This window comes from Synechococcus sp. A18-25c (assembly GCF_014280035.1).
Classification (GTDB): domain Bacteria; phylum Cyanobacteriota; class Cyanobacteriia; order PCC-6307; family Cyanobiaceae; genus Synechococcus_C.
This window is the reverse complement of record NZ_CP047957.1, coordinates 411407-433505: the sequence shown is the minus strand read 5'-3', so window position 1 is coordinate 433505 and position 22099 is coordinate 411407. Positions and strand designations below refer to the sequence as shown.

At 60.5% G+C, this 22099-nt stretch carries 36 protein-coding genes and 1 tRNA gene; 33 read left to right on the top strand and 4 right to left on the bottom strand.

From position 1 onward, the window contains the following. Positions 1–29: 29 nt before the first annotated feature. On the bottom strand, positions 30–1094 hold the full coding sequence (locus SynA1825c_RS02145; protein ID WP_255477024.1) for an LdpA C-terminal domain-containing domain: 1065 nt from the start codon (positions 1092–1094) through the stop codon (positions 30–32). 12 nt (positions 1095–1106) lie between these two features. Further along, complete coding sequence (locus SynA1825c_RS02140; RefSeq protein ID WP_186470087.1) at positions 1107–1568, bottom strand: NAD(P)H-quinone oxidoreductase subunit N; 462 nt, start codon at positions 1566–1568, stop codon at positions 1107–1109. Between the two features lie 397 nt (positions 1569–1965). Between SynA1825c_RS02140 and rplC the strand changes: the two genes are divergently transcribed. The 30 genes from rplC to prfA all read left to right on the top strand — a co-directional run bounded on the left by rplC (position 1966) and on the right by prfA (position 18491). Beyond that, complete coding sequence (gene rplC, locus SynA1825c_RS02135; RefSeq protein WP_186470086.1) at positions 1966–2622, top strand: 50S ribosomal protein L3; 657 nt, start codon at positions 1966–1968, stop codon at positions 2620–2622. Then, the gene (rplD, locus tag SynA1825c_RS02130; RefSeq protein ID WP_186470085.1) at positions 2622–3257 is read left to right on the top strand and encodes a 50S ribosomal protein L4; all 636 of its coding nucleotides are present in this window, start codon (positions 2622–2624) and stop codon (positions 3255–3257) included. Before rplC ends, rplD begins: the two co-directional genes overlap by 1 nt. Then, positions 3250–3552 (top strand): 50S ribosomal protein L23, encoded by a 303-nt coding sequence (locus tag SynA1825c_RS02125; RefSeq protein WP_186470084.1) that lies wholly within the window; start codon positions 3250–3252, stop codon positions 3550–3552. Before rplD ends, SynA1825c_RS02125 begins: the two co-directional genes overlap by 8 nt. 15 nt (positions 3553–3567) lie before the next feature. Continuing rightward, positions 3568–4431, top strand: coding sequence for a 50S ribosomal protein L2 (gene rplB / locus SynA1825c_RS02120; RefSeq protein ID WP_186470083.1), 864 nt, complete (start codon positions 3568–3570; stop codon positions 4429–4431). A gap of 35 nt (positions 4432–4466) precedes the next feature. Then, positions 4467–4742 (top strand): 30S ribosomal protein S19, encoded by a 276-nt coding sequence (rpsS, locus tag SynA1825c_RS02115; RefSeq protein WP_006854824.1) that lies wholly within the window; start codon positions 4467–4469, stop codon positions 4740–4742. Between the two features lie 4 nt (positions 4743–4746). Beyond that, positions 4747–5112, top strand: coding sequence for a 50S ribosomal protein L22 (rplV, locus tag SynA1825c_RS02110; protein WP_186470082.1), 366 nt, complete (start codon positions 4747–4749; stop codon positions 5110–5112). Positions 5113–5131: 19 nt separating this feature from the next. Beyond that, positions 5132–5863 carry a 30S ribosomal protein S3 gene (gene rpsC / locus SynA1825c_RS02105; RefSeq protein WP_186470081.1) on the top strand — a complete coding sequence of 244 codons (732 nt, stop codon included), beginning with the start codon at positions 5132–5134 and terminating at the stop codon, positions 5861–5863. 16 nt (positions 5864–5879) lie between these two features. After that, a complete protein-coding gene (rplP, locus tag SynA1825c_RS02100; protein ID WP_186470080.1) occupies positions 5880–6353 on the top strand; it encodes a 50S ribosomal protein L16 in 474 nt (157 codons plus the stop codon). 2 nt (positions 6354–6355) lie between these two features. Beyond that, positions 6356–6565, top strand: a complete 210-nt coding sequence (rpmC, locus tag SynA1825c_RS02095; RefSeq protein ID WP_186470079.1) for a 50S ribosomal protein L29 — start codon at positions 6356–6358, stop codon at positions 6563–6565. Positions 6566–6582: 17 nt separating this feature from the next. Beyond that, complete coding sequence (gene rpsQ, locus SynA1825c_RS02090) at positions 6583–6849, top strand: 30S ribosomal protein S17 (protein ID WP_186470078.1); 267 nt, start codon at positions 6583–6585, stop codon at positions 6847–6849. Further along, positions 6846–7211 carry a 50S ribosomal protein L14 gene (rplN, locus tag SynA1825c_RS02085; protein WP_038543134.1) on the top strand — a complete coding sequence of 122 codons (366 nt, stop codon included), beginning with the start codon at positions 6846–6848 and terminating at the stop codon, positions 7209–7211. The genes rpsQ and rplN overlap by 4 nt, the downstream gene beginning before the upstream one ends. Before the next feature lie 2 nt (positions 7212–7213). Next, entirely contained in the window at positions 7214–7570 is a 357-nt protein-coding gene (rplX, locus tag SynA1825c_RS02080) for a 50S ribosomal protein L24 (protein ID WP_186470077.1), read from the top strand. A gap of 49 nt (positions 7571–7619) precedes the next feature. Then, entirely contained in the window at positions 7620–8159 is a 540-nt protein-coding gene (gene rplE, locus SynA1825c_RS02075; protein ID WP_186470076.1) for a 50S ribosomal protein L5, read from the top strand. Between the two features lie 19 nt (positions 8160–8178). Then, positions 8179–8580, top strand: a complete 402-nt coding sequence (rpsH, locus tag SynA1825c_RS02070) for a 30S ribosomal protein S8 (RefSeq protein WP_186470075.1) — start codon at positions 8179–8181, stop codon at positions 8578–8580. Positions 8581–8595: 15 nt separating this feature from the next. Then, positions 8596–9135, top strand: a complete 540-nt coding sequence (rplF, locus tag SynA1825c_RS02065) for a 50S ribosomal protein L6 (protein WP_186470074.1) — start codon at positions 8596–8598, stop codon at positions 9133–9135. Positions 9136–9168: 33 nt separating this feature from the next. Further along, positions 9169–9537 (top strand): 50S ribosomal protein L18, encoded by a 369-nt coding sequence (rplR, locus tag SynA1825c_RS02060; RefSeq protein ID WP_186470073.1) that lies wholly within the window; start codon positions 9169–9171, stop codon positions 9535–9537. Positions 9538–9551: 14 nt separating this feature from the next. Continuing rightward, positions 9552–10193 carry a 30S ribosomal protein S5 gene (rpsE, locus tag SynA1825c_RS02055; protein WP_186470072.1) on the top strand — a complete coding sequence of 214 codons (642 nt, stop codon included), beginning with the start codon at positions 9552–9554 and terminating at the stop codon, positions 10191–10193. A gap of 6 nt (positions 10194–10199) precedes the next feature. Then, positions 10200–10652, top strand: coding sequence for a 50S ribosomal protein L15 (gene rplO, locus SynA1825c_RS02050; protein WP_186470071.1), 453 nt, complete (start codon positions 10200–10202; stop codon positions 10650–10652). Between the two features lie 106 nt (positions 10653–10758). Continuing rightward, positions 10759–12078, top strand: a complete 1320-nt coding sequence (gene secY, locus SynA1825c_RS02045) for a preprotein translocase subunit SecY (RefSeq protein WP_186470070.1) — start codon at positions 10759–10761, stop codon at positions 12076–12078. Positions 12079–12120: 42 nt separating this feature from the next. Continuing rightward, a complete protein-coding gene (locus tag SynA1825c_RS02040; RefSeq protein ID WP_186470069.1) occupies positions 12121–12672 on the top strand; it encodes an adenylate kinase in 552 nt (183 codons plus the stop codon). A 46-nt stretch (positions 12673–12718) separates the two neighbouring features. After that, positions 12719–12832 carry a 50S ribosomal protein L36 gene (gene rpmJ, locus SynA1825c_RS02035; RefSeq protein WP_186470068.1) on the top strand — a complete coding sequence of 38 codons (114 nt, stop codon included), beginning with the start codon at positions 12719–12721 and terminating at the stop codon, positions 12830–12832. Positions 12833–12905: 73 nt separating this feature from the next. Further along, positions 12906–13271, top strand: a complete 366-nt coding sequence (gene rpsM / locus SynA1825c_RS02030) for a 30S ribosomal protein S13 (protein WP_186470067.1) — start codon at positions 12906–12908, stop codon at positions 13269–13271. Between the two features lie 57 nt (positions 13272–13328). Beyond that, entirely contained in the window at positions 13329–13721 is a 393-nt protein-coding gene (rpsK, locus tag SynA1825c_RS02025; RefSeq protein WP_007099867.1) for a 30S ribosomal protein S11, read from the top strand. Positions 13722–13765: 44 nt separating this feature from the next. Beyond that, positions 13766–14704 (top strand): DNA-directed RNA polymerase subunit alpha, encoded by a 939-nt coding sequence (locus SynA1825c_RS02020; protein WP_186470066.1) that lies wholly within the window; start codon positions 13766–13768, stop codon positions 14702–14704. Between the two features lie 40 nt (positions 14705–14744). Further along, positions 14745–15095 (top strand): 50S ribosomal protein L17, encoded by a 351-nt coding sequence (rplQ, locus tag SynA1825c_RS02015; RefSeq protein WP_186470065.1) that lies wholly within the window; start codon positions 14745–14747, stop codon positions 15093–15095. Between the two features lie 44 nt (positions 15096–15139). After that, positions 15140–16009, top strand: coding sequence for a tRNA pseudouridine(38-40) synthase TruA (truA, locus tag SynA1825c_RS02010; protein WP_186470064.1), 870 nt, complete (start codon positions 15140–15142; stop codon positions 16007–16009). Between the two features lie 153 nt (positions 16010–16162). Further along, complete coding sequence (gene rplM, locus SynA1825c_RS02005; protein WP_186470063.1) at positions 16163–16615, top strand: 50S ribosomal protein L13; 453 nt, start codon at positions 16163–16165, stop codon at positions 16613–16615. After that, entirely contained in the window at positions 16612–17016 is a 405-nt protein-coding gene (rpsI, locus tag SynA1825c_RS02000; RefSeq protein ID WP_186470062.1) for a 30S ribosomal protein S9, read from the top strand. Before rplM ends, rpsI begins: the two co-directional genes overlap by 4 nt. A gap of 8 nt (positions 17017–17024) precedes the next feature. Beyond that, the gene (rpmE, locus tag SynA1825c_RS01995) at positions 17025–17282 is read left to right on the top strand and encodes a 50S ribosomal protein L31 (protein WP_186470061.1); all 258 of its coding nucleotides are present in this window, start codon (positions 17025–17027) and stop codon (positions 17280–17282) included. Between the two features lie 111 nt (positions 17283–17393). Continuing rightward, a complete protein-coding gene (gene prfA, locus SynA1825c_RS01990) occupies positions 17394–18491 on the top strand; it encodes a peptide chain release factor 1 (RefSeq protein WP_186470060.1) in 1098 nt (365 codons plus the stop codon). A gap of 11 nt (positions 18492–18502) precedes the next feature. Here the strand turns inward: prfA and SynA1825c_RS01985 are convergent, their stop codons facing one another. Then, entirely contained in the window at positions 18503–19000 is a 498-nt protein-coding gene (locus SynA1825c_RS01985) for an HNH endonuclease (protein WP_186470059.1), read from the bottom strand. Positions 19001–19074: 74 nt separating this feature from the next. Here SynA1825c_RS01985 and alr point away from each other — a divergent pair, with 74 nt between their 5' ends. Both alr and SynA1825c_RS01975 read left to right on the top strand, forming a co-directional pair. Beyond that, positions 19075–20256, top strand: a complete 1182-nt coding sequence (alr, locus tag SynA1825c_RS01980) for an alanine racemase (RefSeq protein ID WP_186470058.1) — start codon at positions 19075–19077, stop codon at positions 20254–20256. Between the two features lie 34 nt (positions 20257–20290). Beyond that, positions 20291–20379 (top strand) — tRNA-Ser (locus SynA1825c_RS01975). A 19-nt stretch (positions 20380–20398) separates the two neighbouring features. On the opposite strand, the gene SynA1825c_RS01970 is transcribed toward SynA1825c_RS01975, so the two are convergent. Beyond that, positions 20399–21295, bottom strand: coding sequence for a serine hydrolase (locus SynA1825c_RS01970; protein ID WP_186470057.1), 897 nt, complete (start codon positions 21293–21295; stop codon positions 20399–20401). Positions 21296–21312: 17 nt separating this feature from the next. Between SynA1825c_RS01970 and SynA1825c_RS01965 the strand changes: the two genes are divergently transcribed. After that, positions 21313–22053, top strand: coding sequence for a C40 family peptidase (locus tag SynA1825c_RS01965; protein ID WP_186470056.1), 741 nt, complete (start codon positions 21313–21315; stop codon positions 22051–22053). Positions 22054–22099: the final 46 nt, after the last annotated feature.

The window sequence follows — 22099 nt, the reverse complement described above, 5'->3', positions numbered from 1 at the left end:
CCCATGGCAAATCGGATCACCTCCGCCTTCTAGCAGGACTCAGGCTGCTGCTGAGGTGTCAAGCCACGGGCCAGCCAGGGATCCACCAGGCTGCGGGCCAGCTTGAGAGCCTTGGACCATCCCTCAGGCCAGTCACGGAGACTGCATCGACGCACCTCTGCCTCCTGCAGAAGAGGCTGCACCAGTGCACGTGCCCGGCCACCAAAAGCAATGCCGGCAGGACCATGGCTGCGCGGAATGCCAAGACCATCCAACAACGCGAGTGTGGCTGCATTGGTTCCTCCCGCAAGCTGAAGAGGCCCTGGCGGCGCGCTGGTGCGCACCTGTTGCCAAAGCCGCAGAGCAGCCCTCGCAGTACCGAGGCCGACATCACCGCTCATCGGGCGCCCATCCAGTTGCCAGAGGGGTTTCAAAGCCAACCGTCGCAGAACCTGATGGCGCCCCCAAAGCTCTCGAATCAAGTCGTCGGGTTTCAAGCCATGCCCCTCGAGTCCACAACTCACAGCGAGCCGTCGCAACGGAATCGAAGCAGCGACGACTTGATCCACCGTGCGTTGAAAGTCATCCAAACGCCCAGGAGCGGTGTGGATCTCCAAGGCATCCGGACGCAACTGCTCCAACACGGACCCAAGGTCCTGAAGACCGACGCGATGATCCGAGGTGCCGATCAGCCCGAGCGGGCAGGCGGGGAGACAGCGCCCGCAGCCATAGCAACGATTCCGAACCACTCCCGTGTTCGCATCAATGGCGTCCGCAGGACACACCGCCTCGCAGGGCCTCGGGCAATCCAAAGGACAGAGAGAAGGGTCAAACGCAGCTTTACGGAAATGGGCATCAGCACCATCACTGACGCTGACCATCAACCATGGACGGTGGCCGGTGCGCTCCAAAGCCCATTGGAGACCGAGGCGCGCCGCTCGCACCACGGCAACATCTGCCGCCACATCTACACAGTGGACACCTGCAACGGCATAGAGGGCACAGAGATCGGCAATGGAAGCCAGGTCTTGATTGCTGGCGCCGCAAATCAACTTGACCCATCGCCCCTGCGCCAGAGCGTCATCACCAGAAAGGCAGGTACCGCTGGTTGTCAATGAAAAGGAGGGTCAGACCCCGAGAAGCTGACTCAGAGGTTGCCAACGAAGACTTCTGGCCCCACCCATCTCCACCACAATCTTTAAACGAGGCTCACGGCGACAGAGATCGCACAGCGACAGCAGCTCCGAACGCGACAGCACCTGACCCTCCAACAACCAGAGAACTACAGGCTTGTCCCCGAGCAACACTTCGCCGAGCTGAGGGATCACCTCTTGAACTTCCCCGACGGCGGCACCTCGGCCAACGCTCTGATGACCAAGATGGGGCGGTCGGATGCCGTGCTTCTGGAGGAGGAAGACCTCAGGATCACCAAGGCCTCGAGCGGAGGTGATCTGCGTGCGATAACCGGCGGCACGAAGGCGTCGCAGCAGTCGTGTCTCCGCACCGCCCTCAAGGGGGGCATGAACCGCCATCACTCCAGCCGACTCCAGTTCACGGCGGAAGCCCCGACCTGAAAGCAACAACGGCATGGATTTAATTCAGATGGTGGGGAGTCTGGCAGTAGAAGCGAGGGCTAGGGAATCAGGAACCCCGTGGTGTAGTGTTTTTGTTTGCTCTGTCGATCTGTGCCCGTCCGCTAGCCGGGCCTCCAGTACGACGAGCAGGTCCGGCGATTGCGCCGGATCCACAGGCCAGAGCAGCTCAACGAACTTGTTCGATGCGCTGCCGGGAAACTACCGATCCTCCTGATCGGGCAAGTCCCAGCCAGCTGATTCGCTCGCTAGCCCCAATCCGAAACGCCAGAACGGCTTCGTTCTGCGATTTCGGTCATGACTGCGTCCAATCGATCAGCGCCCTTCAGGCCGTCATTTCTGCAGCGTTCAGCCGCAGCAATGAAGGTTGTCCACGCTGGCGTCATTACCTCCCATGTCCATCGGCATCCTTGGGAAGAAGCTGGGTATGTCCCAGTTCTTCGATGAGCAAGGCAAAGCCGTCCCGGTCACCTTGATCGAGGCGGGCCCTTGCCGGATCACCCAACTCAAGACAACAGAAACTGACGGCTATGAGGCCGTCCAGATCGGCTTTGGCGAAACGCGCGACAAGCTGGTCAACAAGCCCGCTAAGGGTCACCTCGCCAAGTCAGGTGATGGGGTGCTCCGTCATTTGCGTGAGTACCGCGTCGACGACCTGAGTGGTCTCGAGCTGGGTGGCGCCATCACCGTTGGTGATTTCGAAGCCGGCCAGAAGGTTGACGTCAGTGGCGACACCATGGGCCGAGGCTTCGCTGGTTATCAGAAGCGCCACGGTTTCAGCCGTGGCCCGATGACGCACGGTTCAAAGAACCACCGCGAACCTGGTTCGACCGGTGCAGGCACCACGCCTGGACGGATCTATCCCGGCAAGCGGATGGCAGGCCGCTACGGCGGAAAGAAGACCACCACACGCGCTCTGACCATCCTCAAAGTGGACAGTGATCGCAATCTGCTCGTGGTCAAAGGCTCTGTGCCCGGCAAGCCCGGCTCACTGCTGAACATCCGTCCCGCCAATCGCGTGGGTGCCAAGCCCGCCAAAGGAGGTAAGTGATGGCCAATTGTGTTGTTCGTGATTGGCAGGGAAAGGAAGCGGGCAAAGCTTCCCTGGACCTGAAGGTGGCCAAAGAATCCACCGCCCTCGACCTGATGCATCGCGCTGTTCTGCGTCAGCAGGCTCACAGCCGTCAGGGCACTGCCAGCACCCTCACCCGCTCGGAAGTGCGCGGTGGCGGTCGCAAGCCCTACAAGCAGAAGGGCACCGGCCGCGCTCGTCAGGGTTCGATCCGCACCCCCTTGCGTCCCGGTGGCGGCATCGTGTTCGGTCCGAAACCCCGCAGCTACAACCTTGCGATGAATCGCAAGGAGCGTCGTCTGGCCCTGCGCACAGCGCTGATGGCTCGCCTGGATGACGTCACCGTGGTGAAGGATTTCGGCACGTCCCTCGAAGCCCCCAAGACTCGCGAAGTCCTCGACGCATTGGGTCGCCTGGGCATTGCGGCTGACGCCAAGGTGCTGATCGTTCTCACATCACCGTCTGAAGCGGTTCGCCGCTCTGTGCGCAACCTTGAGAAGGTGAAACTGATCGCTGCTGATCAGCTCAACGTCTTCGATCTGCTCCACGCCAACGCACTGGTGCTTGGCGAAGAGGCACTTGCAACCATCCAGGAGGTTTACGGAGATGACTGAGCGCTTCACCGCACGCCTCGCGGATGTGATCCGCAGGCCTCTGATCACAGAAAAAGCCACCCGTGCACTGGAACAGAACCAGTACACGTTCGAGGTGGACCCTCGGGCCGCCAAGCCTGACATCAAAGCGGCTGTCGAACAGCTGTTCGACGTCAAGGTCATCGGCGTTAGCACCATGAATCCTCCCCGCCGCAGTCGCCGGGTCGGCCGTTTCGCCGGCAAGCGTGCTCAGGTGAAGAAGGCCGTGGTGCGCCTAGCCGAGGGCAACTCCATCCAACTCTTCCCTGAGTCCTGAGGGGTCTGAAACGTCATGGCAATCCGTACCTTCCGCCCCTACACCCCCGGAACCCGCACCCGGGTGGTCACCGACTTCAGTGAAGTCACCGGCCGCAAGCCGGAACGTTCCCTCGTGGTGGCCAAGCACCGCCGCAAAGGGCGTAACAACCGCGGCGTGATCACCTGCCGCCATCGTGGTGGCGGTCACAAGCGGCAATACCGCATCGTCGATTTCCGGCGCAACAAGCACGGCGTCCCCGCCAAGGTGGCAGCCATTCACTACGACCCGCATCGCAATGCGCGTCTGGCCCTGCTCTTCTACGCCGATGGCGAGAAGCGCTACATCCTTGCTCCTGCAGGAGTGGCCGTTGGTCAAACCGTAGTGTCCGGTCCTGAAGCACCGATCGAAGTTGGCAATGCAATGCCGCTCTCGTCCGTGCCTCTCGGTTCCAGCGTTCATTGCGTCGAGCTGTATGCCGGACGCGGTGGACAAATGGTGCGAACGGCAGGCGCCAGCGCTCAGGTGATGGCAAAAGAGGGTGATTACGTCGCTCTCAAGCTGCCCTCAACCGAGGTACGCCTCGTTCGTCGTGAGTGCTACGCCACGCTCGGCGAGGTCGGCAACTCAGAGATCCGCAACACCAGCCTGGGCAAAGCGGGTCGACGTCGTTGGCTCGGCCGCCGTCCTCAGGTGCGAGGCAGCGTGATGAACCCCTGCGATCACCCCCATGGTGGTGGTGAGGGTCGGGCACCCATCGGCCGATCTGGCCCGGTGACCCCCTGGGGCAAACCTGCCTTGGGTCTGAAGACCCGCAAGCGCAACAAGCCGAGCAACAAGTTCGTCCTCCGGAAGCGTCGCAAGACGTCCAAGCGGAGCAGAGGCGGACGCGACTCCTGATGTTCATCACTGTTCTGCCGTTCGCCTAATCCGCCATGGGACGTTCACTTAAAAAAGGCCCTTTCATCGCTGACAGCCTGCTTCGCAAGGTTGAAAAGCAAAATGCAGCCGACGACAAGTCGGTGATCAAAACGTGGTCCAGGGCCTCCACGATCCTGCCGATGATGATCGGCCACACCATCGCCGTTCACAACGGACGCACCCACGTGCCCGTGTTCGTGACCGAGCAGATGGTGGGTCACAAACTGGGCGAATTCGCGCCCACCCGCACCTTCAAGGGCCACATCAAAGACAAAAAAGGAGGCCGCTGAGACCATGACAACGTCATCCCCAACGGCAACCACTGCCCAGGCCCACGGCCGCTACATCCGCGGTTCCGTGTCCAAGGTGCGGCGGGTGCTCGATCAGATCCGCGGTTGCAGCTATCGCGACGCGCTGATCATGCTCGAGTTCATGCCCTATCGCTCCACTGGTCCCATCACCAAGGTTCTGCGCTCTGCAGTGGCCAATGCCGAGCACAACCTCGGTCTTGATCCCTCCACCCTGGTGATCTCTGAAGCGAGCGCCGACATGGGCCCTGCCATGAAGCGCTATCGGCCCCGTGCCCAAGGCCGGGCTTACCAGATCAAAAAGCAGACCTGCCACATCAGCATTGCTGTGGCAGCCAAGACCGACTCCTGACCCCCGAGCACACCGACTGATGGGACACAAAATCCATCCAACCGGCTTACGCCTGGGGATTACCCAGGAGCACCGGTCCCGCTGGTACGCACCCAGCAAGAGCTATCCGAGCCTCCTCCAAGAGGATGACCGGATCCGCAAGTTCATCCACAAGAAGTACGGCTCCGCCGGCATCAGCGACGTGCTGATTGCTCGGAAAGCCGATCAACTTGAAGTGGAGCTCAAGACTGCACGTCCCGGCGTCCTCGTGGGCCGCCAGGGCAGTGGCATCGAAGAGCTGCGCTCTGGCATTCAGAAGACCGTCGGCGACCGCAACCGTCAGGTGCGGATCAATGTGGTCGAGGTGGAGCGTGTGGACGCTGATGCCTTCCTGCTTGCTGAGTACATCGCTCAGCAGCTTGAGAAGCGCGTCGCCTTCCGTCGCACCATCCGCATGGCCGTTCAGCGCGCTCAGCGCGCCGGCGTTCTCGGCCTGAAGATCCAGGTCTCAGGACGTCTGAACGGTGCAGAGATCGCACGAACCGAATGGACGCGAGAAGGTCGTGTGCCTCTGCACACCCTTCGCGCCGACATCGATTACGCCACCAAGGTGGCCAGCACGACCTACGGCGTGCTGGGCATCAAGGTTTGGGTGTTCAAAGGCGAAGTGCTGGGTGATGACGCCCAGCAGCAGCTGCCTGTGGGGGCAACCCCGCGTCGACGGGCCGGTCGCAGGCCCCAACAGTTCGAAGACCGCTCCAACGAGGGGTGAACAGGAGGCCTGAACCATGCTGAGTCCAAAACGCGTCAAATTCCGTAAGCAGCAGCGCGGCCGCATGCGCGGTGTCGCCACTCGTGGCAACACCATCGCCTTCGGTCAATTCGCTCTGCAGGCCCAAGAGTGCGGCTGGATCACCTCCCGCCAAATTGAGGCCAGCCGTCGTGCCATGACCCGCTACGTCAAGCGTGGCGGAAAGATCTGGATCCGAATCTTCCCGGATAAGCCCGTCACCATGCGCCCTGCTGAAACCCGGATGGGTTCCGGTAAGGGCAACCCTGAATTCTGGGTTGCGGTGATTAAGCCCGGTCGGATTCTGTTCGAGATGGGCGGTGATGAAATCACCCCCGAAATCGCCAAGGAAGCCATGCGCCTCGCGCAATACAAGCTCCCTGTGAAGACCAAGTTCATCACCCTTGATGAACAGGAGCAGTCCTCCGGTGCCAAGGCCCCGGCAGCTGCTGCCGCCACCGTGGAGTCCTGACCATGGCCCGTTCCAACGCTTCCGAGCTGCGTCAACTCTCTGATGCAGACATCACCGACCAGATCAACGGACTCCGTCGCGAGCTGTTTGACCTGCGCTTCCAGCAAGCCACCCGGCAGCTGGCCAACACTCACCGTTTTAAGGAAAGCCGCCTCAAGCTGGCCCAGCTCCTGACGGTGCAGAAGGAGCGTCAAAGCTCCACCGCCTCCTGATCCTCCGTTTCATTCCCATGGCACTCAAGGAAAGGGTCGGCACCGTCGTCAGCGACAAGATGGACAAAACGGTGGTGGTGGCGGTGGAAAACCGCTTCCCCCATCCCATCTATCAAAAGACGGTGAGCCGCACCACCCGCTACAAGGCTCATGACGAGAACAACAGCGTTCGCGTCGGTGACCGTGTTCGCATCACCGAAACACGTCCGCTCAGCCGCCACAAGCGCTGGGCCGTGGCCGAAGTTCTCAGCCACAGCCCGAAAGCTGAGGAGGTCGCCAAGTGATCCAACAGGAATCGTTCCTCACCGTCGCTGACAACAGCGGCGCCAAGCGCATTCAGTGCATCCGTGTGCTGGGCACCAACCGTCGCTACGCCCACGTGGGCGATGTGATCGTGGCCGCCGTCAAAGACGCCATGCCCAACATGGGCGTGAAAAAGTCTGATGTGGTGAAGGCCGTGGTGGTCCGCACCAAGGCCACCCTGCGTCGCGACACCGGTAACTCGATCCGGTTCGACGACAACGCAGCTGTGATCATTAACGACGACAAAAACCCCAAGGGCACTCGCGTGTTCGGTCCAGTCGCTCGTGAACTGCGTGATCGCAACTTCACCAAAATCGTCTCCCTCGCACCGGAGGTGATCTGAAAATGGCAACTGCAACCCCCAAATCCGGCTCCTCGCAGCGCCTCAAGATGCGCCTGCGCAAGGGCGACACCGTTCAGGTGATCACCGGCAAGGACAAGGGCAAGACCGGAGAAGTTCTCCGCACCCTTCCCACCGAAAACCGCGTCATCGTCCAAGGCATCAACATGCGCACCCGGCATGTGAAGCCCACCCAGGAAGGTGAAAGCGGTCGGATCGTCACGGAAGAGGCTTCCCTGCACGCCTCCAACGTGATGCTCTATTCCACCGACAAGAAAGTGGCCAGCCGAGTCGAGCTGATCACTGACAAAGACGGCAGCAAGAAGCGCCGCCTCAAGAAAACCGGCGAAGTGATCGACTGATCATCTCGAACCGCCTTCTGACCAAGTCCAGAAGTTTCATCCCCCAGCCATGTCACTGAAACAGCGCTACAGGGAGACCATTCAGCCCAAGTTGCTGAAAGATCTGAGTCTCTCCAACGTCCACGAAGTTCCCAAGGTGTTGAAAGTCACCGTGAACCGGGGACTCGGCGAAGCCGCCGCCAATGCGAAGTCTCTCGAGGCTTCGGTGAACGAGCTCGCGCAGATCACCGGCCAGAAGGTCGTTGTGACCCGCGCCAAAAAAGCCATCGCCGGCTTCAAGATCCGCCAAGGCATGCCCATCGGCTGCGCCGTCACCCTGCGTGGCGATCGCATGTATGCCTTCCTGGAGCGCCTGATCAACCTGGCACTGCCCCGCATCCGCGATTTCCGCGGCGTGAGCCCCAAGAGCTTTGACGGACGCGGCAACTACACCCTGGGGGTGAGAGAGCAAATCATCTTCCCTGAAATCTCCTTCGACCAGATCGACGCCATCAGGGGCATGGACATCACAATTGTGACCACTGCCCGCACGGATGAAGAGGGCCGGGCCCTCCTCCGCGAGATGGGAATGCCATTCCGCAGCAACTGAGCCCTCCTCGGAAACCACCATGGCCAATCACGACCCTATTTCCGACATGCTCACCCGCATTCGTAATGCGAGTGAGAAACGTCACCAAAACACGAAAGTTCCCGCTTCCCGCATGTCGCGCAGCATCGCCAAAGTGCTGCAGCAGGAAGGCTTCATTGCCGAAATCAGTGAAGAAGGCGAAGGCGTCCACACCAGTCTGGTGCTGGAGCTGAAGTACAGCGGCAAGCACCGCCAGCCCACCATCCGCTCGATGCAGCGCGTGAGCAAGCCTGGCCTGCGCATCTACAAGAACACCCGCGGCCTTCCCAAGGTCCTCGGCGGACTGGGGGTGGCCATCATCTCCACCTCCAAGGGTGTGATGAGCGACCGCGACGCCCGCAAACAAGGCGTCGGCGGTGAAGTGCTCTGCTACGTCTATTGATCCGGAGCCGCAATCATGTCTCGTATCGGTAAATCCCCCATCCCAGTTCCCGACAAGGTGACCGTGAGCCTCGATGGCCTCGCCGTGACCGTGAAGGGACCCAAGGGCGAACTGAAGCGCACACTCCCCGATGGCGTGAGTGTCAATCAGGTGGACAACACCATCGTGGTGGCCCCCACCAGCACCAAGCGCACCTCTCGGGAGCGTCACGGCCTTTGCCGCACGCTGGTGGCCAACATGATCGAAGGTGTCAACAACGGCTACTCCAAGAAATTGGAAATCGTCGGCGTGGGCTCCAGAGCTCAGGTGAAAGGCAAGACGCTCGTCGTCAGCGCTGGCTACAGCCACCAGATCGAAATGTTGGCGCCTGAAGGCATCACCTTCGCGGTGGAGAACAACACCAACGTCACGGTCTCCGGCATCGATAAGGAGCTGGTGGGCAATGAAGCCGCCAAGATCCGCGCGATCCGCCCCCCCGAGCCTTACAAGGGCAAGGGCATCAAATACGCGGGCGAGCGCATCCTGCGCAAGGCAGGCAAGTCAGGCAAGAAGTAATCCACTGCCAGACACCCTTCCGCATTACCCACCATGTCGACCCTTTCCCGCAAACAACAGACACAGAAGCGCCACCGGCGCCTGCGTCGTCACCTCAGTGGCACAGCCGCGCGTCCCCGTCTGGCTGTGTTCCGCTCCAACAGTCACATCTACGCCCAGGTCATCGACGACGATGCGCAGAGCACTCTGTGCTCGGCATCGACCCTCGACAAAGACCTGCGCACCAGTCTCAAAGACACCAGCAGCACCTGCACCGCCTCTGTTGCCGTCGGTGAACTGCTCGCCAAACGTGCCCTGGCCAAGGGCATCCAACAGGTGGTCTTCGATCGCGGCGGCAACCTGTATCACGGCCGGGTGAAAGCCCTTGCCGACGCCGCCCGGGAAGCGGGCCTTCAGTTCTGATTCCTGCTTAACCCATGACCGATTCCAACCCTCAATCCAACTCCAACGCCGTCCCGGCAGCGTCCGACGTCCCTGCAGCGGCCGAAGGTCAGCAGCAGGAGCAGCGTCGTGGTGGTCGCGACCGTGGTGACCGCCGTGGCGGACGTCGCGGAGACCGCCGAAACCAGGAGCGTGACTCCGAATGGCAAGAACGGGTGGTGCAGATCCGACGTGTCTCCAAAACCGTGAAAGGCGGTAAGAAGATGAGCTTCCGCGCCATCGTTGTTGTCGGCAACGAACGCGGTCAGGTCGGCGTCGGCGTCGGCAAAGCCGGTGACGTGATCGGTGCCGTGCGCAAAGGCGTTGCTGATGGCAAGAAGCACCTCGTGAAAGTGCCTCTTACCCGTCACAACTCCATTCCGACGCTGTCCAACGGGCGTGACGGTGCTGCCAGCGTGCTGATTCGCCCTGCAGCTCCTGGTACCGGTGTGATCGCGGGTGGCTCCATCCGCACCGTGCTCGAACTGGCTGGCATCAAAAACGTGCTGGCCAAGCGCCTCGGCAGTAAGACACCCCTCAATAACGCCCGGGCTGCCATGGTGGCCCTGGACAGTCTCCGCACGCACAAGGAGACCGCCAAGGAACGGGGGATCTCCCTCGAGCAGATCTACTCCTGATTCCCCATGACTCTCCGACTCGACTCTCTCAAGGCCAATCAAGGTGCCCGTCGTCGCAAACTGCGTAAGGGTCGCGGCATTGCCGCTGGCCAAGGTGCGAGCTGCGGCTTCGGCATGCGCGGACAAAAGTCCCGCTCGGGCCGTCCGACCCGCCCCGGCTTCGAGGGTGGCCAGATGCCTCTCTATCGGCGCGTGCCGAAGCTGAAGCATTTTCCGCTGGTGAACCCCAAGAACTTCACCGTGGTGAATGTTTCAGCTCTAAGTGAACTCAAGGCTGGAAGCACCGTCAATCTCGATTCACTCGTGAAAGACGGCATTGTCACCAGCCCCAAGCACCCCTTGAAAATCCTCGGCAACGGGGAACTCAAGGCCAAGCTGACCGTTCAAGCCGCTGCCTTCACGGCCTCCGCACGGACCAAGATCGAAGCAGCTGGTGGCACCTGCGAACTGCTGGACTGAGATCCACACTGATCAATCTCCACAGATCTAAGGTCAAAGCCGTCCGCTGGGTCCCCTCCGCGGACGGCTTTGCTGCATCAAGCCCAACCCACACAATCTCTGTTCCATGCTCGTCAGTCGGGGACGCAACCCCAGCGCTGCTGAAGTCATTACCCAGCTGGTTCAGAACCCAGAGCTGAGAGGCCGGGTTCTCACCACGCTGGGATTGCTGATGTTGATTCGTCTCGGCATCTACATCCCGATGCCGGGGATCGACCGCATCGCCTTTCAGTCGTTCATCGAACAAGGTGGACAGCTGATCGGCTTCCTCGACATCTTCACCGGCGGAGGCATTTCGACGCTCGGTGTTTTCGCCCTCGGCATCCTGCCGTTCATCAATGCCTCGATCATCCTGCAGCTACTGACGGCTTCGCTGCCACAGCTGGAAGACCTGCAGAAAAATGAAGGGGAAGCAGGCCGGCGCAAACTGGCTCAGATCACGCGCTACGTCGCGCTTGGCTGGGGTCTGATTCAAAGCATCATCTTCGCGATGATCCTGCGGCCCTATGCCGTGGAAGGCCTGTCTGAATTGGTGTTTGTGGCCCAGACCGCTTTGGCTCTGGTGACGGGATCCATGGTCGTGATGTGGCTCAGTGAAGTGATCACCGAGCGGGGAATTGGTCAGGGCGCGTCCTTGGTGATTTTCCTGAACATCGTTGCGACCTTGCCCAAAGCCCTCGGTTCAACCATCGAAAAAGCGCAGACAGGCGATCGGAACGACGTTTTCGGCATCGTGATTCTTGTGCTGGTGTTCCTGATCACCATCGTGGGGATCATCTTTGTGCAGGAGGGGCAGCGACGTCTACCGATCGTGAGCGCCAAGCGCCAGGTCGGGGGTGGTGCTGTTCTTCCCAATCGTCAGAGCTATCTGCCGCTCAAGTTGAACGCTGGCGGCGTGATGCCAATCATTTTCGCGTCGGCACTCATTTTCCTGCCTCTCACCCTCGCCAATGTCAGCAACAACCCGTTCCTGATCAAAGCGGCCAGCGCCTTGAACCCCGGCGGCCCCAATGCGTGGATTTATGCCCTCGTGTTCTTTTCGCTGATTCTTGGCTTCTCCTATTTCTACGCCTCGCTGACGTTCAACCCCGTGGACGTGGCCAGCAATCTCAAGCGTGGAGGTGTGGCCATCCCGGGTGTACGCCCAGGCACCGCAACCGCGACTTACCTGGAGGGTGTGAAAAACAGGCTCACCCTGCTTGGAGGCTTATTCCTCGGAGCTGTGGCCATCATTCCCTCAGCCGTGGAGCGCGCCACTGGCGTGACCACCTTTCAGGGATTGGGTGCCACCTCATTGCTGATCCTCGTCGGTGTCGCGATCGACACGGCCAAGCAGGTGCAGACCTACGTGATCTCTCAGCGCTACGAAGGCCTCGTGCGCCAATAGATCCGACAACCACAGACCCTTTCCGACCAGTCTCTGAATTCCATGAAGCAACGCCTCCTCTTCGTTGGCCCCCCCGGTGCCGGCAAAGGCACCCAGGCAGCCCGGCTCTGCGAGGCCCACGATCTCCGACACCTCTCCACAGGCGACCTACTGCGCGCTGAAGTGGCCGCCGGCAGCGAACTGGGTAAAGAAGCCGAAGCGGTGATGAATCGTGGAGAGCTGGTGAGCGACAGCCTGGTGCTGGCAATTGTGAAATCCCAGCTTTCCGCCCTGAATGGCCAGGGCTGGCTTCTGGATGGCTTCCCTCGCAATGTGGCTCAGGCCGAAGCGCTCGAACCGCTCCTTCAAGAGCTCAACCAGAGCATTGAAAGCGTGGTCTTGTTGGAACTCGACGATGCGGTGCTGATCGAGCGCCTTCTGGGCCGTGGCCGTGCGGATGACAACGAAGCCGTCATTCGCAACCGACTCGCGGTCTACGAAGAGCAAACAGCCCCGCTGATCAACTACTACCGCGAGAAAAACCTGCTGGTGTCGGTCGAAGCCCATGGAAGCGTCGAAGCCATCACGGAGCGCATCGAAGCCGTTGTTGCTTGACCCTCTGTGATACGGTAGCTGTTTGGAATTTTTGGAGAGCCACACCATGAAGGTGCGTGCCTCGGTCAAGAAAATGTGTGACAAGTGCCGGGTGATTCGTCGCCACGGCCGCGTCTTGGTGATTTGCGAAAACCCCAAGCACAAGCAGCGCCAGGGTTGACCCTGGACGACTGATTCTGATCGCCCCCCCGCCGCCTCACGGCGGCACCTGTTCCCCCTCGATTGTTAGCTCAGTGGCTCGGATTGCTGGTGTCGACATCCCCCGCGACAAGCGGATCGAAGTCGCCCTCACCTACATCTACGGAATTGGTCCCACACGGGCCAAAACCATCCTCTCCAAAACCGGTGTCAACCCCGACACGCGCGTCAAGGATCTCGAGGATGGCGATGTGCAGAAACTGCGCGGTGCCACCGAAGCTTTCACCATTGAAGGTGATCTGCGTCGCCAAGAGGGCATGGCCCTCAAGCGTTTGCAAGACATCGGTTGCCTGCGTGGACGTCGTCACCGCATGAGCCTCCCCGTGCGCGGTCAGCGGACCCGTACCAATGCCCGCACCCGCCGCGGCGCCCGCAAAACCGTGGCCGGCAAGAAGAAGTAAGCCTTCCTCGGCAGATCGAATCTTTCTGTTCCATAAGCCCTCTCTAACTGCAGGCCCATGGCCAAAACCGTCAAGAAATCAGGTCCTAAGAAGGCCAAGCGCAACGTCCCCAACGGCGTTGCTCACATCCAGAGCACCTTCAACAACACGATCGTGTCGATCACCGACACCACCGGAGAAGTCATTTCCTGGTCGTCGGCTGGTGCAAGTGGCTTCAAGGGTGCTCGCAAAGGCACTCCCTTCGCCGCCCAAACCGCAGCTGAAGCGGCTGCCCGACGTGCGCTCGAACAGGGCATGCGTCAGATCGAAGTGTTGGTGCGTGGACCTGGTTCAGGTCGCGAAACCGCCATTCGAGCCCTTCAAGTTGCAGGTCTTGAAATCACGCTGATCCGCGACGTGACTCCGCTGCCCCACAACGGCTGCCGTCGTTCCAAGCGTCGTCGCGTCTGATCAACGCGTCCCTGTTCAGGTCCCTCTCTCCCCCGCCTCAGACCGTGCTGCAATACCAGATCGACCGTATCGAGCATCAGATCGCTGACGATCGCTCCCAGACCGGTGTGTTTCTCATCGGCCCGCTGGAACGTGGTCAAGCCACGACGCTTGGCAATTCGCTTCGTCGGGTGCTGATGGGCAACCTCGAGGGCACAGCCGTGACGGCCGTGCGCATCGCCGGTGTCAATCATGAGTACGCCACCATCCCCGGAGTTCGGGAAGATGTGCTCGACATTTTGCTGAACTGCAAGCAGATCACGGTTAACAGCCGCACCAGCGAACTGGAAATCGGTCGCTTGATCGTTGCCGGGCCCGCCACGGTGAAAGCCAAGGACCTGCAGTTCTCCTCTCAAGTTCAAGTTGTTGACGGAGAGCGCGTGATCGCCACCGTCAGTGAGGGCTACAGCTTGGAGCTGGAAGTCCACGTTGAGCGCGGCGTGGGCTATCGCCCAGTGGATCGCCATAGCGAAGACACCAGCGCCATCGATCTTCTCCAGATCGATGCGGTGTTCATGCCCGTCCACCGGGTGAATTTCACCATTGATGAAACCGCTGTCGCAGAAGGGGGATCCGCTCGCGAGCGTCTGCGGATGGAGGTGGTGACCGATGGCTCCATCACACCCGATGACGCCATTGCTCAATCGGCCAATCAGCTGATTGAACTCTTCCAACCCCTGGCCACCGTGACCATGGTGGAAGAGGTTCCGGCAGAACCCGAACCCACAGCAGAAGCTCAAATTCCTCTCGAGGAGCTGAATCTGTCAGTGCGTGCTTACAACTGCCTGAAGCGCGCGCAGGTCAATTCGGTTTCCGATCTGATGGGCTTCAGCTACGAGGACCTGTTGGAAATCAAGAACTTCGGTTCCAAGTCTGCTGACGAAGTGATCGAGGCTCTCGAGCGCATCGGCATCCAGATTCCTCAGAGCCGCACCAGCGCCTGATTTCATTCCCCTTTCATACGCCTCCAGTCCCGACAGAACCATGCGTCACCAATGCCGAGTCCCGCAGCTGGGTCGCCCCGCTGACCAACGCAAGGCCATGTTGCGTGGCCTGACCACGCAGCTGATCCGCGAAGGTCGCGTCACCACCACCAAAGCGCGTGCCAAGGCGCTTCGTGATGAGGCAGAACGGATGATCACCCTTGCCAAGGAAGGCAGCCTCGCCTCCCGTCGCCGGGTACTGGGCTATGTGTACGACAAACAGCTGGTGCACGCCCTGTTTGAAAAGGCTCCAGAGCGTTATAGCGATCGCAAGGGCGGTTACACCCGCATCACTCGAACGGTTCGTCGCCGTGGTGACAATGCCGAGATGGCCATCATTGAACTGGTCTGAGACTGACTGGTATCAGCATTTCCAAGCGATCCGCAACTGACTTCTTGACTGAACTTGAGGGCAATCGTCCACGACGCATTGCCCTCAGTCTTCAGTACGAGGGGTCTTTTTTTTGCGGTTGGCAACGGCAGCGTCAGGGCACCAGCGTTCAAGGCGTCCTTGATGACGCGATCGCAGCCCTGGATCCCCTCCGGCCTGTGAACAGCGTGGCCGCCGGTCGCACCGATTCCGGAGTTCATGCCGCTGGACAGGTGGTCCACTTCGATTGCAGTGGTCCCATCCCCGCGAGCCGATGGGCACCAGCGTTGAACGGGCGACTGCCTGGTTCGATCCGAGTGCGTGAGGCAGTGGAGCGACCGCTCGACTGGCATGCCTGCTATTCCGCGAGTTACAGGCGCTATCGCTACACCGTTTACAACGGTCGTCGCCCCAACCTGTTTCTTGCACCGTGGAGCTGGCATCGCTACCAGGCGCGGCTTGATGAACAGGTGATGAAGCAGGCGCTGCAAGGCCTGCTTGGCAGCCACGACTTCGCAGCGTTTCAGCGCGCCGGCAGTCGACGCGCACACTCCCGCACCACGATTCAAGACGTTTGCATTCAGCGCGCGGGAGATCTAATTCATGTCGAGATCCAGGCCAGTGGATTCCTGTATGGCATGGTTCGCTTGCTCATGGGCCAACTGGTGGCTGTGGGAGAACACCGACTGACCCTGCGACACTTCGAGCAACGCTGGCGTGAACGTCGACGGCATGAAGTGAAAGATGGAGCACCGGCCCAGGGTCTGTGCCTGCTGCGCGCTGGGTACCCCGAGGAGATCTTTAGCAAGGGCGGCTGGTACGATTGTCAACCGACGTATTTTTTGGCCTCGGAAGATCCGCCCCCGGATCCACCACCTTGGCCACACCATGCCTGAACGAACGATTCTTCCTTGATTGATCAAGGGGAGCCCCTCGGACAGGTAAAGTCGATCTTTGAGCTCTAGTCAGAACGCCACGGCGTCACTGATGCTCCCTGCCCAGCTTCGTCGTCATGCGACGGGGCATAACCGAACCGGCGTGCCGGCGCGATGAACAAGACCTCCGTCCCTTCCATCGATTCGATCGAACGCCAGTGGTATCTGGTGGACGCTGAGAATCAAACCCTCGGCCGCCTCGCGACCGAAGTGGCTTCCGTGCTTCGCGGCAAGAACAAAGCCAGTTACACCCCCCACCTGGACACCGGCGATTTCGTCGTTGTCGTGAATGCCGACAAGGTGCGCGTCAGTGGCAACAAGTCACAGCAGAAGCTGTATCGCCGTCACTCCGGTCGTCCCGGTGGCATGAAGGTTGAGACTTTCGCCCACCTCCAAGAGCGACTCCCCGAGCGCATTGTGGAGAAAGCCATTAAAGGCATGCTTCCCCACAATGCTCTGGGACGCCAGATGTTCCGCAAGCTCAAGGTGTACAAGGGTGCCGAGCATCCCCACGCCGCCCAGCAGCCCCAGCCCCTGCAGCTCGATCCCGCCGCTTCCGCCCAATGAGCACTTCCAATTCTGTCGTCTACTGGGGCACCGGTCGCCGCAAGACCTCCGTTGCTCGTGTTCGCCTCGTCCCCGGCAACGGCACGATCACCATCAATGGTCGTCCGGGCGATAACTACCTCAATTACAACCCTGCTTACATCGCAGCCGTCAAGGCTCCGCTGCAGACCCTTGGGCTCATCGCTGAATACGACGTTCTGGTGAACGTTCGTGGCGGTGGACTCACCGGCCAAGCCGACGCCATCAAGCAAGGTGCCGCCCGCGCGCTGTGCGAGCTATCCGCTGACAATCGCAAGCCTCTCAAGACGGAAGGACACCTCAGCCGTGACCCCCGGGCCAAGGAACGTCGCAAGTACGGCCTCAAGAAAGCTCGCAAGGCTCCCCAGTTCTCCAAGCGCTGATCTCTGTCATGCCCAAGTCCGACATCCATCCCACCTGGTATCCCGATGCCAAGGTGATCTGCAACGGGGAAGTGGTGATGACCACTGGCTCCACCCAACCCGAAATCCACGTCGACGTCTGGAGCGGCAACCATCCGTTCTTCACCGGCACCCAGAAAATTCTGGATACCGAAGGACGTGTGGATCGCTTCATGCGCAAATACGGAATGGGCAGCACCAGCGCCACATCCAACGACAAGACCAGCGACACCAAGGCCGATTCCTGAATTGGAGTCTCTTGATTCAGAACCCCGAAAGCAGATTCTTCTCTGCTTTCGGGGCTTTTTTCTGTTTGAACTTTCCTGTCCATTCCCGCTCAAGACAGTGCCCCTGTGGCGATGGATCCTTCAACCCTGAATAGTCGCCTCGACGCGGCCACCAGCAGTTTCCAGAACCTGGAACGTCAGCTCGCTGACCCTGATGTGGCAGCGGATCCTGAACGTCTGCAGACAATCGCCAAAGAGCGTTCGCGGCTGGAACCCCTGGTGCTCGACTACGCAGCTCTGCAAACCGTGATTCATGAACGGGACCAGGCGCGGTCATTGCTCCGCGAAAGCCGCGGGGACTCAGAGATGGAGGAGCTCGCTCAGCAGGAGCTGGAGGCTCTGGATGCCCGCCACGACGCCTTGATTCAACAACTGACACTGGCATTGCTACCAAGGGACCCCCGTGATGAACGCAGTGTCATGCTCGAAATCCGAGCGGGTGCCGGTGGCGACGAAGCCTGTCTTTGGGCGGGTGACTTAGCACGAATGTATGAGCGGTTCAGCAGCCGTCGGGGCTGGAGTGTGCAACCTGTCAGCGCCAGCGAAGCAGACCTGGGGGGGTATCGCGAGCTGATTCTGTCCGTGAAGGGTGACGCCGTGTTCAGCGCACTGAAATTTGAAGCCGGCGTGCACCGGGTGCAGCGGGTTCCCGCAACGGAATCTCAAGGACGCGTTCACACCTCGACGGCAACCGTGGCCGTGATGCCGGAAGCGGATCCTGTGGAAGTCCAGATCGATCCCGGTGACCTGGACATCAGCACAGCCCGTTCAGGCGGTGCCGGAGGACAGAACGTGAACAAGGTGGAGACCGCGGTTGACTTGCTGCACAAGCCGACCGGCATCCGGGTGTTCTGCACGCAGGAGCGGTCACAGCTGCAGAACAGGGAGCGGGCCATGGAGATCCTCCGGGCCAAGCTCTACGAGCGGCAATTAGCCGAAGCTAATGAACGCGAGAGTTCAGCCCGTCGCGCCCAGGTGGGCACAGGGGATCGCAGCGAAAAAATCCGCACATACAACGCGAAAGACAACCGCGTCACCGACCATCGCCTAGGTCGCAATTTCAGCCTTGATCCAGTGCTTCAAGGACAGATGGAGGACGTGATCGAAGCCTGCGTCGCGGAAGAACAACGCAGCAAACTGGAAGCATTGAGCGAACAGTCCGACGATTGACCTCGCAGCCATCAGACACCAATGACGTACTTCGCCCATTCACGGTGGCGACCTGAATCGATCTGACGAACCGCCTCGAAACTCAGACTGCTCAACGGCCGACGCGGGGGACGCTGCAGGGGCATGTTCGCTTCATCTGGCGTTCGACTGCCCTTACGGACATTGCAACTGGTGCAGGCGGTGGTGACGTTCTCCCAGATGTCTTGGCCCCCGCGACTGCGTGGAATCACATGATCGATCGAAAGCTGCTCGCGACTGCCGCAGTACTGACAGGTGTGGTTGTCCCGCTGAAAGAGGTTGCGGCGGGTGAGAGGAATTCGACGAAACGGCACCCGCACGAACTGACGCAAACGGATGACGGTGGGCACATGCAGGTCGGAGCGCACCAGTCGCTGCGAATCATGCTCAAGACCTTCAGCCTTGCCTTTAATCATCATCACGACGGCACGGCGCCAGGTGGTGATGTTCAGCGGTTCATAGGACGCATTGAGGACGAGAACCTGTCCCATGCCAGCCCCAAGAATCCACGTCATGCTAACGGGGTCACCAAGTCAGCTTTGTGACCTTCACTACTCTGGCCCGCATGCCTGATTTGTCCGCCGAACCCAACAGCGCTTCAGGCCCGGAACGCGTTGTTGGGGCTGATCCTCGCCAGCGTGCCTGGATGGAGGTGTCAGTCGCGGCCGTGGAGGCCAATGCACGGGCCATCAAACGATTGCTGGCGGATGACTGCGCTCTTATGGCAGTGGTGAAGGCAGACGGCTACGGCCATGGGGCTGAAACCGTGGCCCGTGCAGCCATCTGCGGTGGAGCCAGCAGCCTCGGTGTCGCCACCCTGCAGGAAGGCATTGAACTGCGCCGAGCGGGACTGGAACAACCTGTGCTGGTGCTTGGCAACCTGACTCAGGCGGAGGAGCTGCGCGCCTGTCTGAACTGGCAACTGATGCCAACGTTGAGCAGCATGCGTGAAGCACTGCTTTGTCAGAACCTCGCCAGCGGTAGCGGTCGCCGCTTCACAGTGCAGCTCAAGATTGATACAGGCATGACCCGCCTTGGCTGCAACTGGGAGGACGGCGAACGTCTGACCGACGCCATCCTTCAGCTTGACCAATTGCACCTCTGTGCGGTCTACAGCCATCTGGCACTGGCTGATGGAGAACTGAACGGTGATGCTGAGCGCATCACCCGCTTGCAACAAGAGCGCTTCGAGGCGGTCACGCGTGCCCACCGAGCTCAAGGTCTGGAACGCCATCTCGCCAACTCAGCAGGAACGCTCCGCCATGCCTCGCTGCATCACGATCAAGTGCGGGTCGGGCTGGCCCTTTATGGCCATGCGCCTAGTGCCCACCTGGAAAAGAGCTTGGATCTGCAGCCGGCCATGGCTGTGAAAGCGCGCGTGAGCCTGATCCGGGAGGTGGATGCCGGCGTTGGCGTGAGTTACGGCCACCGCTTCATCACCGACCGACCGAGTCGATTGGCTGTGGTTGGGATCGGCTACGCCGATGGCGTTAGTCGTTGTTTGTCAGGACGCATTCATGCGCTGCACCGTGGTCGAAGCCTGGCTCAGGTGGGGGCGATCACCATGGATCAACTGGTGCTCGATGTCACCGACCATCCGGATGTCGAGATTGGCGATGTAGTCACACTTCTGGGGCAAGACGGTCAGGACGTGATTCGCCCTCAGGATTGGGCGGAGCTGGCACAGTCCATCCCCTGGGAAGTGCTATGCAGCTTCAAACATCGCCTCCCGCGACTGGTGGTCTGATCGGACGTCAGCTTGATAGGGTGGGCGGGCCGCTGGAGAGGTGGCTGAGTGGTTGAAAGCGGCTCCCTGCTAAGGAGTTACAGGAGGCAACTTCTGTCGAGGGTTCGAATCCCTCCCTCTCCGTTGAATTGAACAGAAGCTCTTAAATGGCCTGATAAGCAACAAGTGCTTTGGCGATTTTGGGCAGCAACGCTTCGTCTGCCGCTTGTTTTCTGCCTTCAGAGAAGACGATGAGAAGCGTCGGGGGTTGATCCTCCACCATCCACCAGGCCGCGTCATGCCTGGCCTCACTCATCCACCCGGCTTTGCTCCAGAGGAGAGACTTTGGCGGCAGACCACCTCCAAGAAATCCATCCACCTGATTCTCAGGATCCGCAGCGCGTGCGGTGAGATCCAGGGAACGCAGAAGACGATCACGCAAGCGCTGGCAAGCGGGGGGTGACAGCACCGCATCGGTCATGACCGCCTCGAGCATGCGTCCGACCGCAGCTGTGCACAGTGCATTGCGATTGCTGTTGTCACCCCGGTAGAACGCTTTCTCACGGCCATAGGGACCATCTCCCCAGGTTTTCTGACAACAGTTGATGTGCTCCAACTCAGGCCATCCGAAGGTTTGCAGCCAGTCATTGACGACGAAGCGTTGCTGTTCCCATTGCTCTCGAAACGGCGAGCGCAGCGTCGGACCGCTGGTGGTCCCGGTCAGCAGATCGACAATGAGCCCGGTGGCGTCGTTGCTCGAATCAGCGAGCATGTCGAGAAGCGCGCGGCGAAGCTCTTCGCTGTCGGGAATGAAATCTCGCTGCAGCCAATGCTCCGCGGCAACCGCGTAGATCAACTTGACGACACTGGCGGGATAACGCTGTTTTTGATCCGACCATCCAGCACCCATCCCACTGCCACTGGTGGGTGAAGAGCCGTCATAACGGACCCAGGTGACAGAGATCTGGTCATGAAGGCCGGGACGGCCATCATCCGCCAACCGATCGATCAACGCAGCGAGATGACTCTGCATCCCCTGCTCGGGGCGGTAGAACGCCATGGCAATGGCTTGTGGCAATGCCGACCCTAGGCACCCCGATCGCACCGGACCTCATCCGCGTCGGCAGCTGCTGGAGTCTGGGTCGTGACCTCAATGGTTACGCCCAAAACCATGGAGAGGGCCTGGCCACCCAGGCAGCAGCAGGTCGACGTTGCAAGGTGATCGAACCATTGGAGCCCGACGCGCACGACCGGATGCGGGTGGTGCTGATGGAGGACGGTTATCCCTGTTGGCTGTCCCTCAGCGAGCTGGATGGACAGGCCGTTGCCTGCTCTGCCTGGGAACCCCATCTGCTCAGCGCCGATGCCATCAGCGCTCGCCTCAGCGACGTTCTCGCCTGGCTGACCATGGCCTCGAAGCGCCGCAACACCTATCTCTGGGGAGGGACCATCGGTCCTGATCTCGACTGTTCCGGCCTGGTTCAGACCGCCTTCGCCAGTGCCGGGATCTGGCTACCTCGTGATGCCTACCAGCAGGAACGGTTCTGCCATCCGGTGGCTGTAAGCCCACAGGATGCGGGCCAACTGCGACCGGGTGATCTGATTTTCTTCGGCCAGCCGGAGCGCTGCACCCATGTGGGGATCCATCTGGGAGATGGTCGGTACCTACACAGCTCTGGCCGTGACCATGGCCGCAATGGCATTGGCATCGACAGCCTTGATCCTGCTGATGGTCATCCCGTGGCCAGCCACTACAGAGCGGAACTACGCGGGGCGGGGCGGGTTACTCGCTGCCATGACGGGAGCACCTTGCCCTGAGAGCAAAACAGGCCATCAAGCTCTGGCCTGCAGGTGTGTTCACTGA